This window comes from Aliiglaciecola sp. LCG003 (assembly GCF_030316135.1).
GTDB lineage: Bacteria > Pseudomonadota > Gammaproteobacteria > Enterobacterales > Alteromonadaceae > Aliiglaciecola.
Window position 1 is genome coordinate 2,107,111 of the sequence record NZ_CP128185.1, and the last position, 15,218, is coordinate 2,122,328.

A 15,218-nucleotide genomic window follows, 5' to 3' on the forward strand; every position below is an offset into this window, starting at 1 on the left:
AAATGATGAAAATGAAGTACATCACAGTTTTAATGCTAGGGCTTGTTGTAACAGATACTTTTGCTAAAGAGGTTCCGGTAGTTGAACCTAAAGTGCAGCAGAACGTCGCAGAGCTTAAATCTATTTTGAGTTCGATTCGGACATTCCATGCATCTTTTAAACAAACTGTCATCGATGCACAAGGGGAGCAGGTGCAGGAGTCGGTTGGGGAGTTAATTCTAAAACAACCAAACCTGATGATTTGGCAAGTGAATGAGCCTGATGAAAACCTGATGGTCGCTGACGGCAGTACATTATGGTACTCAGATCCCTTTGTAGAACAAGTCATCGCAGTAGACCAAGCAGCGTCTGTAGCGAATAATCCGATAGTCTTACTAAGCGATCCTGAAAATAAATCTTGGCAGGATTTTAACATAGATTTCGGGCAGGGCATGTATAAGGTTAAGGCCATTTCCCCTCAGTCTCAAATCGCTGAACTGCAACTACGTTTTGAGCAAGGAAAACTTGTTGAGTTGAGTTTGATTGACCGCCAATTACAAATTAGTAAGTTGGTTTTCTCGGATATTCAACAAAATATCCCACTGGGCAACGAACCATTTAAGTTTGTAGTGCCTGATGGATTTGAATTGGATGATCAACGTTAATCATGGGCTTTGATTTTGATGATCAGGATCAGTTCAAACCGTTAGCTGCGCGAATGCGGCCGCAACATGTGGCTCAGTACTTCGGCCAACAACATATCGTTGGCCCCGGTAAACCATTGCGTAAAGCGCTAGAGCATGGACAATGTCACTCAATGATTTTGTGGGGGCCACCTGGTACGGGCAAAACCACATTGGCAGAAATGATAGCTAAACATTGTGATGCCCATATTGAGCGTATTTCTGCCGTTACCTCTGGTGTGAAAGACATTCGTAGCGCCATCGAAGTCGCCAAACAGCAATCTGCCATGCGCGGTAAGCGAACCATATTATTTGTGGACGAAGTACATCGCTTTAATAAATCACAACAGGACGCATTTTTACCCTTTATTGAAGATGGCACTATTACTTTCATAGGTGCCACTACTGAAAATCCATCTTTTGAGTTGAATAACGCTTTGCTATCTCGCGCACGGGTATATGTGTTACAGCCTTTGAGCATCGAAGAATTGGAACAGGTGCTAGATAATGCACTTGGCGACCATCAAAATGGCTTAGGGGAAGCAGGTATTAAATTAGAGCCTGCTGCGCGGCATAGATTACTCGAACTTGCATCAGGTGATGCTAGACGGTTACTAAATTATCTAGAGCTAAGTGCAGATTTTGCCACAGAGGCAACTATTAGTTTGGAAACTGTTGCTATTGCAATAGGCAATAAAGTCACCCAGTTTGATAAAGGCGGTGACCAATTTTATGACATGTTATCTGCCTTTCATAAATCGGTTCGCGGCTCATCTGCTGATGGTGCATTGTATTGGTATGCCAGAATGTTAACTGCAGGGGCGGACCCGTTAACTATCGCTCGGCGGCTATTGGCCATTGCGACAGAAGACATTGGCAATGCCGATCCACGAGCCATGCAGGTGTGCCTGAATGCGTGGGATATTTTCCAGCGAGTTGGCGCATCAGAAGGGGAGCGCGCTATTGCACAGGCTACTATTTACTGCGCCTGTGCGGCAAAAAGTAACGCGGTTTACAAAGCATTTAATGCGGCTAAGGCAGATGCAAAAGACCTACCTGACTATCCTGTACCCAACCATTTACGCAATGCACCTACTGAATTGATGTCAAAGCTTGGTTATGGGGAAGGGTATCGTTACGCTCACAACGAACCCAATGCTTATGCGGCAGGAGAACGTTATCTTCCTTCTGAAATGGAAGGTAAAGTGTATTATGAGCCTGTCGAGCGCGGGGTTGAAAAACAAATACGTGCGAAGTTAGACTACTTAAAGGGCTTGGACCAAAATAGTACCAACAGGCGGGCAAAAAATGAACAGTAGTGTGGCTATTTATGGATTTATTGCCATGGGGGGTGCTGCTGGGGCGTGTTTGCGATTTTTTCTGTCACAATTAATGTTGCAATGGTTTGGTAAAGGCTTTCCTTTTGGTACACTGCTGGTAAATGTAGTCGGTTCGTTTTGTCTAGGTTTGGTGTATTCATTAATCGAACAGGGACAAATTGAAATAGTGCTTTGGCGCACAACCGTCGGCATTGGTTTTCTCGGTGCACTAACAACCTTCTCCACCTTTTCGGTTGACACTCTGTTGCTACTACAGCAAGGACTCTGGTTGAAAGGACTACTGAATATTTTTTTAAATTTGATCTGTTGTCTAATGGCAGCATGGTTAGGTATGCAATTGGTAAAAGGTTAATACTCAAAACATGTTAGATCCTAAATATTTACGCAACGACATAGCTCAAACCGCTGAAAAATTAAAACAACGCGGTTTTGATTTAGATATAAACGCATTTAATCAACTTGAAGAGCGCAGAAAGTCTCTACAAATGCGCACTCAAGAGTTACAAAATGAACGTAACGTACGATCTAAATCTATTGGCAAGGCCAAAGCATCTGGTGAGGACATTGCACCATTATTAGCTGAGGTAGGCCAACTAGGTGATGACCTTGATGCGGCCAAGTCCGAATTAAACGATTTATTAGAAGAAATTGCCGAGTTTTCACAGAATATTCCCAACCTGCCCGATGATTCTGTACCTGCAGGAAAAGACGAAAACGACAATGTTGAAGTATTACGTTGGGGTACACCCCGTGAATTCGATTTCGAGGTGAATGATCACGTTGACGTGGCTGAAAGACTTAACAAAGGTTTAGATTTTGAAACTGGCGTGAAACTGTCAGGTTCACGATTCGTCGTCATGCGCGGCCAAGTTGCGCGCTTAAACCGAGCGTTATCTCAATTCATGCTTGATCTTCATACCCAAGAGCATGGCTATCAGGAAATGTATGTGCCGTATTTGGTCAATGAAGCTAGTATGTTCGGTACAGGTCAATTTCCCAAATTTAAACAAGACTCTTTCCATACTATGCCCGCCACTGAAGAGGGACAAGGGCTATCTTTGGTACCAACCGCAGAAGTACCCTTGACCAATATTGCTCGAGACGAGATATTTGCAGCTAATGAGCTACCGATAAAGATGACCGCGCACACGCCATGCTTTCGCAGTGAAGCTGGCTCATACGGACGAGATACTAAAGGCCTGATTCGTAATCATCAGTTTGATAAGGTTGAATTGGTGCAATTGGTTAAGCCAGAAGACTCATTTGAAGCATTGGAGCAACTAACCGGCCATGCGGAAAAAGTGCTGCAATTATTAGAACTACCTTATCGCAAGGTATTACTGTGCACCGGCGATATGGGGTTTGGTGCCTGTAAAACCTACGATTTAGAAGTTTGGTTACCGGCCCAACAAACCTATCGTGAGATTTCGTCTTGTTCTAATATGCTAGATTTTCAAGCTCGTAGAATGCAAGCTCGATATCGTAATCCAGAAACCAATAAACCAGAGTTGTTACATACCCTCAATGGTTCTGGTTTAGCGGTTGGGCGTACCTTGGTGGCTATTTTAGAGAACTATCAACAAGCAGATGGTTCGATTACTATACCAAACGCATTAGTCGCTTATATGAACGGTGTTAGCGAAATAAAAGCCACCCACTAAAGTTAATTACAAGCACTTTGCCGGTTTGGGTAAACCGGCAATTTTGGTAACTTGTTTGGCTGGACCTTTAGGAAACAGGCGTTGTAAATAACGGCTGTTGCCTTTGTCGGGACCGAATTTTGCCGCCATGGCTTTAACCAGTGCACGTATGGCCGGACTAGTGTTGAACTCTAAATAAAATGCTCGTACAAAATTGACCACTTCCCAGCGGTTTGAATCTAATTCAATATTTTCACTAGCAGCTAAGACCACTGCCAACTCAGGTTGCCAATCATCTAGAGATAAAAGATAACCCGCTTTATCAGTGGCTATCTTACGATTTTCGAACTGTATAAAATATTCCATAAAAACGTCTACCAAGAAATGACTTGTTGATACTCCAAGGTCAATTGCACAAATTGAGCGTAATTGATGAGGCTAATCTTACTATGATGAGAGCTTATTCCTCGCGCTAACATATCATCTTCTATTACATACACCTTAGCCCCTGTGCACAGTATAGTCTCCATCAAGCTGGATGATTGCAATACATATACGGCATTCTCAAGCAATAAAACGCCGTCACTAGCATTCACTCTGGATATGCTCTGCTGCAAGGTTAGAGTGTCATAGGGGCTATCTACAAACTTATGTAAAATCATTTTAAGATTAACACTCCGCTATGTTGAGAAATGAGTGCATTGAATTGTTCACTATCTATTGGGGTCGCCTCAATGAGCAGTTGTTCACGGCTAATATTTCTGGCAGCTAGACTCTTTTGGCAGACGTAAATATTTTCAATATCGTAAAATTCAAAGGCGCCAAAAGATTTAGCAAAGTGTTTGGATTCAATGGTCTGAGGTGTTTGCTCTTTTAGTAATTGAAATACGCCATCATCCACAAAAAAAACACTTACTACTTGACCAAAGGTAGCCGCAGCTAAGGCTAAATCCACTGACTCTTGTCCTGCTTGTCCCTTATAGGGACTGGAGCGATTAATGATAGCTAAGCTACTCAAAACTGAACGCTCCTGTCCGCGTCATTAAGTAATGTAACTAGTTCACCTAGACCAACTGATTCAAATGGCGGGGTTAAGTTGTGATCTAGCTGTTGCCTGTCTTGTTTAGCATCAAGTTGGCTGATAACACCGCGACGATTGGCAGCGGTAACACATACTTGTAAGGGAATATCATATTGTCGCGCTAAAGACTGCCATTTATCCAATATGTTTAATTCATCTGATAAAACGGTCTGGAATTGATTGGCAACAGTGACACCTCCCTGATAAAAAAATACACCAAGCACACTATGCCCCTGCTTTAATGCGGCATTCGCGAACCGATATGCACTATAAGCACTTGCTGAATCTACCGCAGGGGAGGTTATAACAATTGAGAATTTGGCCACATTTTTCTTCCGCTTAAAACAAAACACCCCAGCAATGCTGAGGTGTTTATTCTATCAAACTAAAGTCGTTCAGACTATGTTAGTCGTCTCCACCAAATGCACCAAGTAGATGTAGGATGGAGGTGAACAAGTTGTAGATATTCAAATACATAGAAACCGTAGCTCGGATATAGTTAGTTTCGCCACCGTTAATAATACGACTGGTATCATACAAGATGAAACCTGACATAATGAAAACGATAGCAGCACTTACTGCTAGGGATAGTGCAGGAATAGCAAAAAAGATATTAGCTACACTGGCTACAATCGCAACAATAAGCCCGACCAACAAGAATCCACCCATAAAGGAGAAATCTTTCTTAGTTGTCAAAACATAGGCTGATAAACCAAAGAATACTAAAGCAGTAGTACCAAGGGCTTGTATTATCAGTGAACTACCGCCTTCCAGGCCCGCATACATGTTTAACATTGGTCCTAAAGAGCCACCGAGTAAACCCGTGAAAGCAAATACAAACCAGATACCTGCAGAGCTGTTAGCTGCCTTATTTAAAAAGAAAACCATCACCAATGCTGCTAGTGACATACCCATAGCTGCGCCACGGCCAAGCCCCATAGCAGCCGTTAACCACGCACAAGCAGCACTAAATACTAATGTCATTGCTAGTAGCATATAGGTATTACGAAGTACCTTATTAGTCTCCAATACAGATGGTGCACTACCAACGTGAGCGAAACGATCTTGATTCATATAAAAAACCTCCAACAGGCATATAAAGTAAATAATTAATTATTGTACTAAAGTCTTAATACTAATTAGTACATTTGTATGGTGTTTGGTTCACTTTTTCAAGTATTATCGCAAATCCAAAGGGTAACTATTTGTAACTTGGTGATTTAACCAGCAAGTTGCACAAAGAAGTAGCAGTTGAACAAAATATTTAAATTTAGGCTTTACAAGGTAAACAAAGGTCTTTAATATTCGCCCCACATCGCGGAGAGGTGGCAGAGCTCGGTTTAATGCACCTGACTTGAAATCAGACGTAGGGTCAAACCTACCGGGGGTTCGAATCCCTCCCTCTCCGCCAATATACAAAAAAGACCTGCTTTCTAGCGGGTCTTTTTGTATGTCCAAAAAAAACTTGGAGGGAGGGTGAGCCCCCCGCGGTTCGACTAATTGACTGGAATAATTAGTGCCGACGCAGTAGTCCATGGTGCCGACGTAAATAGAATGAAATGCTGTGAGGTTATTTGTATCTTGCTTTTTTAAGCATGCCTGACAACATGTAGATAGAATGAATAACGATATGGAGGCAGCGATGGAAGATTGGCAAGAAGTGGTATTACTTACTTTTATAGCAGGAGCCTCAATGCCTGTTGGTGCTTCGTTAGCCAAAGTTGAACACATTCGTACCGCATGGTTAGAAAACGAACTGCAGCACTTTATTATAGCCTTCGGTGGGGGTGCCTTATTGTCTGCCGTGGCACTGGTGTTAATACCGGATGGGATCGAACATTTAAGCACATTACAGGTGTCTGTTTGGTTCGTATTAGGTGCGTTAGTATTCATGTTTATCGACATCCTGTTGGCAAAGATCGGTACAGCAGCCAGTCAATTAGTGGCGATGTTAACAGACTTCATTCCGGAGGCGCTGGCGTTAGGTGCGGCCATAGCAATTGGCAGTGATACTGCTCTGGTGTTGGCATTGATCATGGCTTTACAAAATCTACCCGAAGGATTTAATTCCTTTACTGAAATGAGACAATCCGGGAAGGTTTCTGCTGGATTTATCTTAAAATGGTTATGTGTATTAACCTTACTTGGTCCTATTTTTGGTATCGTCGGATTTTATTGGTTAGCCGACATGCCAGTTGTAGTTGCTAGCATAATGGTGTTCGCTTCCGGCGGAATTCTATACATTATCTTTGGCGATATAGCTCCACAATCAAAACTGGTTAATCATTGGGCTCCACCGTTAGGGGCTGTATTGGGGTTTCTATTGGGAACTATGGGGCACATGTTACTAAGTTAAGACAACTAACCTAAATTAATTCAGATTCAGGACATACGAACTAAAATAAACGTACTTTCAGCTCTCGGCTTTTTTGAAGCAAACTTAAATCTAAAATTATATATCTGATCTTTGCCATTACCATGGTAAGTGAAAACAACTTTTATCAATCAGCCTTGCTGCGTATAGCGAATTAATCTGTTGTTCAGGACCCATGTAAAATTAAAAATAAAGTCTCATTGTGAAAATTAAGTTGGATTGCGATGAAAGATGCCAACAAATTAATTCAAATTAGACTTACATATTGAGTTTGCACAGCCCATTCGACTTAGAAATAATCATGCAATTATTGGTGTTAATTATAAGCTAAGATATTTTGGAATACGTTGCTAGCCTTAACTAGCCTTAACTAGCCTTAAGATGTAACGATGTAAATTGAATTTGGATTGAATCGAACCCACACTCTTAAGGTTAAATGTAAGTTATCAAAAAGTTACTCAAAAGTTGCAAGTTAACCTCTTCGCGCGCACTTCAAGATTGCGACAAACAAAATAGATTAGTGACAAATTAGGGTAGTTTTTTTGTTTTTACGATTTACTTCGTAGAAACGGGCTGTTAAGTTAAATAAAAAATTCTAGTGGAAGAGATTCTAATGGAAGACATAATAAATAAAAAAAATAGACAGCAATGGGATACAAATGGTTACTTTGTTTGTAGAAATTTATTTAGTGATAAGCTCATAGATATTTTACGGAATTATTACCAATTATTCTCCGAGTCACACAAATTTAAGACCTGTCCCATATCAGGTGAAAGCACACTACAAGCTCGACGGTTTGTAATATTTGAGTCAATCTTAGATGTTTTCTCTCTCTATCTAAACGAGCAATTAGACTCCCAATATCTGCCTACATTGAGCAATGTACGAGAAAGCCATCTAACTAGTTCCTTTCCTGCCCATACTGATCGAAGCGCTTGTGAAGTGACCTGCAGTTTCCCGCTATTTGTTGAAAAAAGTCATCCTTGGCCGCTTTACCTCGCTAAGGAAGCTAATGCTAAAGGTACGCCAATTTATCTCAATATAGGTGATTTGGTGGTATTCAAGGGGCATGAAATATTTCATTGGAGAGAACCCTATTCAGGGAGTCGACAGGTTCAAGTTCAAATGCATTACGTACAACAAGGAGGTAAATTTGAGAAATATAGATATGATGAGCAAGGCGAGCTAGCAGTTGATATGCAGAAACTAAAATTAATTAAGCCTAAACAGGCTAGGGATAAAATTAGCTACGCCAATATGATAAGTAAATTGCAATCTATTTTAGATACCAACTTACAGTCTATGAATCACCAGTTTATCTAGATTAGATAGAACAAGAGTTAACAACTTCCGTAAAACAACGACTAAAAATAGGAGATCTCTAATATGTCATTAAACAAAACCGACAAATCTGAAAAATCAATTGCAGAAAGCGATATCTCGAAAGAGGAATTAGCTGAAGGTGTATCAATCATTGGAGAAGAGCTAAGAAAGCAAATTTCTGGCGGGCTATCCGAGGATATTGATCATGGTCAGATGGAAAGTCAAATGATCAAGGCGAATTAGTTGTTTACAGTTCAGCCACGATGTTTATTTCATTAGAATTGAATTAAGGATGTTAATAATAAATGGCTTATGATTAAGCCATTTATATATTTTTTTATGCAAAGAATAATAATAATAACTATTTATGTTTGTACACTTTTCCTTCCTAAAATCGCATATACATCTCCTTCGCATTCTTTCCACAAACTTCATTTACCGGAATTATCTGGAACAGCTTTCTATAAGTTGTACCAAGATAAGAGTGGTTATGTTTGGATCGCGTCGCGAACTGGTCTGCACAGATTTGATGGATATAACCTAAAAAAAATATCTCATGAACTAGGTAATTCCGCGCCATTGTCCGAATCAGCTATAGTCACTATCTTTGAAGATGAACAAAATAATTTATGGGTTGCAGGCAATCACGGTTTGTATCGATTTATCACCTCTGATAATACTTTCAAGAAATATTCACACGATCCTAACAGAGAGAATTCAATACCAAAGGGTACAATATTTACCCACCTAGTTGATGGTGAGGGTAAATTATGGATTTCTTCTTCAGAGGGTTTAGCCCTATATGATCCAAATAAAGATGAGTTTAGACGCGTAATTCCTTTTACTCGAGAGCTCAGTGAAGCTGGTTCTATGGCCGAGCAAAAGCGCCTGTTAATAATGGGCATGGAAGAAGTTAGTCCGAATAAGTATTTGCTAGTGACTTATTCAAATGGGATATATGTTTACGATCATATAACCAAGAAAGCGCTTCACTCGCCAGTCTATAGTGCAGGAAAAGAAATAACGAAGTTTCGCTCTAGTTTCGAGCTAAATAGTAATTCTTTTCTACTTTCTTCTTTAATGGGGGTTTTTGAGTTCAATATAAAGGATTGGGAGCTCAAGCCATTTTTCCCAGAATCGATAAAGGCAGGAATTGTCAATCAAGGATACCCTGTAGTTTTTCAACGCCAAGATGACGCTGGAGTGTATATCGCAGACGGAGAACTTCATTATTTTGATGGTCAATCGCTGTCCACTTATTTCAGATATAGTGATTTTAATATTAGAGATTTATCTGACCGCGTCTTAGTTTCCAATGTGTTAAAAACCCAAGATAATGGCTTATTAATTGCCGTCAATGGCGTAGGGTTATTCAGTGCCCATCAAAGTTTAGATTCAGTTCCGCTTGTGACCGATGCTAACTACCCCAAAAAAGCAACGCAATCGAAACCTAAAGTAATCAAACAGGACAACCAAGCTAGGATTTGGGCTAGTGAGGGAGACTTCATCAATATTTTTGAAGAAACACAGTCAGAAAGTAGGGTAAATGTACTTGCAAGTATACCCCTGAAAAATGTGCATTCACTATCATTTACGAAGCTAGGAAAGCTCTATGTAGCTAATGCCTCTGCAATTTATCGAGTAAATTCTGACTTTTCCGTAGACGATGTTTTCTCAATTATTGATAGAAATTTAACGCCGATTACAAAAATAGATTGGATTTCTGAAGATGAATTACTAATAAACCTTGAACAAGGATTGTATCGTTATCATGTTGAGGAAGACAAACTAGTCAAATTAACTACAGCTGAGTTCGTCGATATTAATCTAGATCACTATTCGAATAAGGAAGTATATCTGTCCCCCTCTAGAGAGCAAATATTTGTTAGCTTTTGGCGAGATGGGTATTTGGTTTATGACCTTAAATTAAATCAAGTTGTTCTGCTAAAAAAAGAGAGCGATCATGACTATCCATTACCTAAAGTAGAGCTAACAATTAAGGGAAATGAATCGAATGGGAAACTTTGGTTACTTTTAAAAGAGAATCTGTATGCGTTGTATGACTGGGAAACTAAGAAGATAAAGGTACTTTCAGCTCCAGTCGCTCCGCTTACTTGTGTAGCCGGTTCAGAGCAGTCACATTTTTTAGAACAAAGTTCAGGAGTTTTACTAAAAATTGACAAGGGGCAAGCAATGGCATTCGACGAGCAGAATGGCGTAATGCCAGGAATGTTGAATGGCAATTTGTGTTATCTCAGCTCGGGTAATCGACTTTACCTAGGAAGCTCGGATGGATTAAGGGTTTTTAGGCAACCAGCTGAGAACACTGAAAAACCCAAAATAATTATTACCCAATTTTTAATTTCAGATGAGCCTCAGACACTCTACAACAATCCATTGGTTAAAACGGTTGAAAATATAATGGAAGCCGTTTATGTACCATACGACAGAAATATTTTTAGTTTCAAGTTTACCTCATCAAGCATTGCTCATCCTCGTTCAAACCAGTTCAGGTATAGATTAATTGGCGTTGATTCTGATTGGCGATATACAGGGAGTGCTAATCGCAACGCAACCTATACTAATCTTGACTCTGGTGCCTACCGATTTGAAGTTGAGGCTTCAAATAATAGTGGGTTATTCTCTGAACGAAGGATTGTTGACGTTTTTGTTAGTTCTAATCCACTACTTTCTTGGTGGGCAATAACCTTGTACTGCGTTTTTATTATTGGTTGCATAATTAGCTGGATAGTTTTTCTTAAAATAACTGTTCGTCGTCAAACTAAACAAATAGCAAATGATGCATTAATTTTAGATAGCAAAAATCGAGAACAAATAGAATTAACAGAAAAGATTAAAAAGTTATTAAACATAAAAGAAGGTTTGCTTCGGCATATTTCTCATGAATTCAAATCACCTTTAACAGTATTGCTGGGCTATATCGACGAAATCGAGCATTCTCTTAGTCAAACAATTAATGGCTTTGGCGGTGAAAAACATAGTGAAATTGTAGTACGTCAAATTCGTTATATCGGCAGTTTAACGAACCAGTTAATGGATTTAGCTAGGTTAGAGGGAGCGATAGATTTACAGCTAAGACCATTAGATATAAGTAACATTCTTAATAAAATCATCCCGATGTATGATGGTTTTGCTAAACAGCTTAATATCAAGATCCATACTTCCATTCAACCGAATTTGATTATCGATGCGGATCAACCTAGTTTTGAAAGAATCATCAGTAATCTGATCTCCAATGCGATCAAATATAACTGCAGTTCAGGTACGGTTACTATCTCAGCAGTGGAATCAGATGATCAAATTGTCATAAAAATCCAAGACACCGGAATTGGTATTTCAGATGATGATAAAAAAATAATATTCAAACAGTTTGGTAAAGTCGAGAATCGCAAAAGCTTAGACCATCAAGTTGAGAGTACAGGTCTTGGATTAGCTATTGTAAAAGAGGCTGTAGAAGCCAATTTGGGAAATATTACAGTTAATAGTCAATTAGAGGTTGGTAGTGAGTTTATCGTGAGCTTCCCAATATCTAAACACAAAGGGGAGAACAACGATAAGCGTACAGAGATATCTATTTTACTAGGGAACGACATTGTTAAAAAGAGTCAGAAGTCAGAAAACAGTGAAATTAATCTAGACAATAAACGCAAAACTATCTTACTAGTAGAGGATATCGACGATATCACATACCTTATCAATGATGTTTTGAATGAACATTACAATGTGATAAGAGCGAAGGATGGCAAACAAGGATTGGAAATGGCATGTCAATATTTACCTGATGTGATTATATCGGATGTCATGATGCCAATAATGGACGGATACGAATTTGCAAAAGAAGTTTATGCTGATGATAAAACCGCTCATATACCCGTACTGTTCTTAACAGCCTTGGATTCAGAGGAAGCTCAAATTAAGGGCCTAAACTTAGGGGCTGTCGACTTTATACACAAGCCTTTTAAGCCCCAAGTATTAGCTCTTAAAATCAAAAACATTATAGATAAAAATGAAGCGCTCTCTAGTCGTTTTGCATTAGCTTCCACTACAGCTTGTAAGGAGACACGACGAAACGTTTCGCGTGATCCGAAATTCACTGAGAAGATTGATGCATATATCGAAAAGAATTTATCCGAAAAGATAACCGTGGAGGGGATGGCGAACGCTCTATATATGGACCGAAGCGCTTTTACTCGTAAAGTCAAAACGATATCCTCGTTGAATGCTCAGCAATATATTTTGCATTACCGTCTGGCCAAGGCCTATGATTTATTGGTTTCTTCAGAATCAGTGTCAGAAGTGGCGTTACAACTCGGTTTTTCTACTCAGAATCATCTTTCCACTGCTTTTTCAAAACAGTTTGGAATTACATGCCGAGAACGCATGTCTGGAAAGCAGACCGTGAGAGCAGATTCTACTTAACATCAGGTTTTTATTACCTTTTTGCTGCCGACTAAATTTTAGAATAGTTCCAATATTTTAGTCTGCAATTAAAACCAATTATTAAGCTGCTTTGGTAGTTGGTTTTCTCTGATAAAAATTTGTAAGAGTGGCAAGACTCTCATAAGTCTATTTTGATTTTACAGTGGGTTACTCCGATTAATTCATTCGACAAAAAAGTAGTAACCACACACCACAAGAACTTACTATTAGAAAGTAAGGTATCCTTTATCAAGTCAATCTTTCGACATCAAACGCATTGCTTGAAATTCTAGATCATGAATATATTGCAAAGATTCAACTAAAAACTGGCTATCCACTTGAGAATACATACTAGCCATTGCCATAATTTGTTCTTTGTTGAAAGCGTAATCACCAGATTCTCTTGTTGCTCGCTCCGCAATTCCACCTAGGATATTAATTATCATCATTAAAGCCCTAGGTAAGGTTAGATCGCTAAATACTCCTTTATGGTCGGTATTAAATTCAATTCTGTACAAATCTTCATTGGGTAAAGATGGGGTACCATTCACTAAAATATTTTTACGCCAAAGTACTAGTGTATCTTTTCCCAGTTTAAGGGAAATCACACGCTCTTGTTCTGTTGATTTTTCTGGTATGTCAATATTTTGCATTCTAGGCGCTTACTATAGGTTATAAGATACTAACGATAGTTTGTAATAATACGACCTATTTTAGCCTCACACATCTAGACATGTGACTTAAGTGTTTCCTTAAGTGACTATTCTATATGTGGAGGTTTTTTTTAAGTGAATTCGCCAATTTAGAACAATTAATTTTATTTTGGTTAATGTAGTCCATTAAAGAAACAGTAGTATTTCCCTGTGTTTAAATCGGAGGCGAATACACACACATAATCATAGTTAATTGGAAATCTGATTTTGGTCGTGATCAAACAAAGATTTAATGGTTCACCGCAACATGACGTAATCCTAGATTATCGGAAATATTGACGGACATCCTGAAGTTGGACACCGATTATGAACGCTGAATTATTGAGTACTAATTCTACCGTGTCTCACAGAGTGCAGGTAACACAGCAGTTTACTATCTAAGCTCTTTTGCATAGAAACTTATATCGTAAACGTTAGACCGTGTTAGCTATGATCGACATAAATATGACACTGATGCCGTGATTGTTCAGTCACAAGACAGTGCACTTTGTTAGTTCTGTAATTGCAATAATCAGCTACCTATTATCAACATAGGGGCAATAACACCATTTCAAATTAGAAGGCTAACTAAGTCACTAAATTTGACGAACCAGCTTCCCCCTGAATGGGTGGATTAGTGAAAGTCACCGCCTTGTTGTCGTTTAATGTGACATTTAACTACATCCAACCGCCTGTTATACAAGCCTTTTATATCAATGTGATACATGTTGTATTGAACCAGTGGTCACATCTAAACATAAATCCCGCCACATGAATGGATGTTAATTACTTAGCTGATTTGTAATATCGCATTGTGTTGGAACTCGACTTAATTGTTGGGATACCGACTCAGATTTGATTGGTTTAAAAATGGGTCTTTGTTTCTTCCAATCTTTTTAGTCACTTTGTTTAGAGGTTCTTAATGTTAAATCCTAGAGAGTATTTGTCGACTTACTATGCGAGCGACCCTTCATTTGATTATGAAGAAGGTTTTCATCTCAATTGGTGGCAACACTGTTATGACTCAAAGAAACCTAGTGGCTCAATGTTAGTTATCGGTGGCGGGCCGATTATTAGTCCAATTATTACGGCGGCTAAATACCTTACAAAAATAGATTTTACAGATTATGACCCTGACTGTTTGGAGGAGGTTAATGAGTGGATTGAAGGACGGGGGCATTGTTGGAATGCCTATATTAGAAAAGCCTTAGAGTTGGAGTCTCTTCCGTTCGATGGCAGCGAAGTATCACAAAGAGCTCAACTAATAAAAGATAAAATCGCATCATTGAAACAGTACGATGTGCTGGCTACCAAATTAGATGAATCTTATGAAGTTGTAGACGCCAGTTTTGTCCTTGAATGTATGAGCGCATCCCGTGAGGTCTTCATCAAAGCTTTAAATTCCGCATTATCTCATCTTAGCGAAAACGGAGTATTTCAAGGGGCTTTTTTGAATAGGAGTAATCGTTGGGTATCAGGAGGGGCTTTTCATGACTGTTTCTATCTAACGGAAGATTCTATTACAGAAATATTTGCCAGTCTGGGTATGGAAATTAATAAAATAGCATCCTTAAGTCTCTGCAACGATAGCCGTACCGGTGGATACATTTTTATTCAAGCGAAACGATTAAACGCCTCTTTAGATACTTCGATTTTAAACTAAAG

Annotated in this window: 15 protein-coding genes and 1 tRNA gene; 10 read left to right on the top strand and 6 right to left on the bottom strand. The window is 39.2% G+C overall.

The genetic code is table 11. The features are described 5' to 3' along the window. Nucleotides 1–2: 2 nt before the first annotated feature. Genes lolA through serS form a run of 4 tightly spaced genes read left to right on the top strand, consistent with a single transcriptional unit; the run spans nucleotide 3 to nucleotide 3,663 of the window. Entirely contained in the window at nucleotides 3–644 is a 642-nt protein-coding gene (lolA, locus tag QR722_RS09115; protein WP_286287370.1) for an outer membrane lipoprotein periplasmic chaperone LolA, read from the top strand. Nucleotides 645–646: 2 nt separating this feature from the next. Beyond that, a complete protein-coding gene (locus QR722_RS09120) occupies nucleotides 647–1,981 on the top strand; it encodes a replication-associated recombination protein A (protein ID WP_286287372.1) in 1,335 nt (444 codons plus the stop codon). After that, a complete protein-coding gene (gene crcB / locus QR722_RS09125; RefSeq protein ID WP_286287374.1) occupies nucleotides 1,971–2,354 on the top strand; it encodes a fluoride efflux transporter CrcB in 384 nt (127 codons plus the stop codon). The genes QR722_RS09120 and crcB overlap by 11 nt, the downstream gene beginning before the upstream one ends. A 10-nt stretch (nucleotides 2,355–2,364) precedes the next feature. Beyond that, a complete protein-coding gene (gene serS / locus QR722_RS09130; protein WP_286287376.1) occupies nucleotides 2,365–3,663 on the top strand; it encodes a serine--tRNA ligase in 1,299 nt (432 codons plus the stop codon). Between the two features lie 6 nt (nucleotides 3,664–3,669). On the opposite strand, the gene QR722_RS09135 is transcribed toward serS, so the two are convergent. The 5 genes from QR722_RS09135 to QR722_RS09155 form a co-directional block, all read right to left on the bottom strand. Continuing rightward, nucleotides 3,670–4,008 carry a TusE/DsrC/DsvC family sulfur relay protein gene (locus QR722_RS09135; RefSeq protein WP_286287377.1) on the bottom strand — a complete coding sequence of 113 codons (339 nt, stop codon included), beginning with the start codon at nucleotides 4,006–4,008 and terminating at the stop codon, nucleotides 3,670–3,672. A gap of 8 nt (nucleotides 4,009–4,016) precedes the next feature. Next, nucleotides 4,017–4,304: a sulfurtransferase complex subunit TusB gene (gene tusB / locus QR722_RS09140; RefSeq protein ID WP_286287379.1), complete on the bottom strand. Its 288-nt coding sequence runs from the start codon at nucleotides 4,302–4,304 to the stop codon at nucleotides 4,017–4,019. Then, nucleotides 4,301–4,660 carry a sulfurtransferase complex subunit TusC gene (tusC, locus tag QR722_RS09145; protein ID WP_286287382.1) on the bottom strand — a complete coding sequence of 120 codons (360 nt, stop codon included), beginning with the start codon at nucleotides 4,658–4,660 and terminating at the stop codon, nucleotides 4,301–4,303. Before tusC ends, tusB begins: the two co-directional genes overlap by 4 nt. Continuing rightward, nucleotides 4,657–5,049, bottom strand: a complete 393-nt coding sequence (gene tusD / locus QR722_RS09150) for a sulfurtransferase complex subunit TusD (RefSeq protein WP_286287384.1) — start codon at nucleotides 5,047–5,049, stop codon at nucleotides 4,657–4,659. Before tusD ends, tusC begins: the two co-directional genes overlap by 4 nt. Nucleotides 5,050–5,128: 79 nt before the next feature. Further along, nucleotides 5,129–5,797, bottom strand: coding sequence for a Bax inhibitor-1/YccA family protein (locus tag QR722_RS09155; RefSeq protein ID WP_286287386.1), 669 nt, complete (start codon nucleotides 5,795–5,797; stop codon nucleotides 5,129–5,131). Between the two features lie 245 nt (nucleotides 5,798–6,042). On the opposite strand from QR722_RS09155, the gene QR722_RS09160 reads away from it, so the two are divergent. The 5 genes from QR722_RS09160 to QR722_RS09180 all read left to right on the top strand — a co-directional run bounded on the left by QR722_RS09160 (nucleotide 6,043) and on the right by QR722_RS09180 (nucleotide 12,861). Beyond that, a tRNA-Ser gene (locus QR722_RS09160) sits at nucleotides 6,043–6,134 on the top strand. Nucleotides 6,135–6,341: 207 nt separating this feature from the next. Continuing rightward, entirely contained in the window at nucleotides 6,342–7,079 is a 738-nt protein-coding gene (locus tag QR722_RS09165; protein ID WP_286287388.1) for a ZIP family metal transporter, read from the top strand. Nucleotides 7,080–7,710: 631 nt separating this feature from the next. Then, nucleotides 7,711–8,421 carry a hypothetical protein gene (locus tag QR722_RS09170; protein ID WP_286287391.1) on the top strand — a complete coding sequence of 237 codons (711 nt, stop codon included), beginning with the start codon at nucleotides 7,711–7,713 and terminating at the stop codon, nucleotides 8,419–8,421. 63 nt (nucleotides 8,422–8,484) lie between these two features. Continuing rightward, nucleotides 8,485–8,664, top strand: coding sequence for a hypothetical protein (locus tag QR722_RS09175; protein WP_286287393.1), 180 nt, complete (start codon nucleotides 8,485–8,487; stop codon nucleotides 8,662–8,664). A 69-nt stretch (nucleotides 8,665–8,733) separates the two neighbouring features. Beyond that, nucleotides 8,734–12,861, top strand: a complete 4,128-nt coding sequence (locus tag QR722_RS09180) for a hybrid sensor histidine kinase/response regulator transcription factor (protein WP_286287394.1) — start codon at nucleotides 8,734–8,736, stop codon at nucleotides 12,859–12,861. A 254-nt stretch (nucleotides 12,862–13,115) separates the two neighbouring features. Here the strand turns inward: QR722_RS09180 and QR722_RS09185 are convergent, their stop codons facing one another. After that, complete coding sequence (locus QR722_RS09185) at nucleotides 13,116–13,514, bottom strand: hypothetical protein (RefSeq protein WP_286287396.1); 399 nt, start codon at nucleotides 13,512–13,514, stop codon at nucleotides 13,116–13,118. Between the two features lie 961 nt (nucleotides 13,515–14,475). On the opposite strand from QR722_RS09185, the gene QR722_RS09190 reads away from it, so the two are divergent. Then, entirely contained in the window at nucleotides 14,476–15,216 is a 741-nt protein-coding gene (locus QR722_RS09190; protein ID WP_286287398.1) for a class I SAM-dependent methyltransferase, read from the top strand. Nucleotides 15,217–15,218: the final 2 nt, after the last annotated feature.

Coding starts and splice junctions, on each gene's coding strand:
- lolA (WP_286287370.1), top strand. CDS start 3: ATGATGAAAATGAAGTACATCACAGTTTTAATGCTAGGGCTTGTTGTA.
- QR722_RS09120 (WP_286287372.1), top strand. CDS start 647: ATGGGCTTTGATTTTGATGATCAGGATCAGTTCAAACCGTTAGCTGCG.
- crcB (WP_286287374.1), top strand. CDS start 1,971: ATGAACAGTAGTGTGGCTATTTATGGATTTATTGCCATGGGGGGTGCT.
- serS (WP_286287376.1), top strand. CDS start 2,365: ATGTTAGATCCTAAATATTTACGCAACGACATAGCTCAAACCGCTGAA.
- QR722_RS09135 (WP_286287377.1), bottom strand. CDS start 4,008: ATGGAATATTTTATACAGTTCGAAAATCGTAAGATAGCCACTGATAAA.
- tusB (WP_286287379.1), bottom strand. CDS start 4,304: ATGATTTTACATAAGTTTGTAGATAGCCCCTATGACACTCTAACCTTG.
- QR722_RS09155 (WP_286287386.1), bottom strand. CDS start 5,797: ATGAATCAAGATCGTTTCGCTCACGTTGGTAGTGCACCATCTGTATTG.
- QR722_RS09165 (WP_286287388.1), top strand. CDS start 6,342: ATGAATAACGATATGGAGGCAGCGATGGAAGATTGGCAAGAAGTGGTA.
- QR722_RS09170 (WP_286287391.1), top strand. CDS start 7,711: ATGGAAGACATAATAAATAAAAAAAATAGACAGCAATGGGATACAAAT.
- QR722_RS09175 (WP_286287393.1), top strand. CDS start 8,485: ATGTCATTAAACAAAACCGACAAATCTGAAAAATCAATTGCAGAAAGC.
- QR722_RS09180 (WP_286287394.1), top strand. CDS start 8,734: ATGATTAAGCCATTTATATATTTTTTTATGCAAAGAATAATAATAATA.
- QR722_RS09185 (WP_286287396.1), bottom strand. CDS start 13,514: ATGCAAAATATTGACATACCAGAAAAATCAACAGAACAAGAGCGTGTG.
- QR722_RS09190 (WP_286287398.1), top strand. CDS start 14,476: ATGTTAAATCCTAGAGAGTATTTGTCGACTTACTATGCGAGCGACCCT.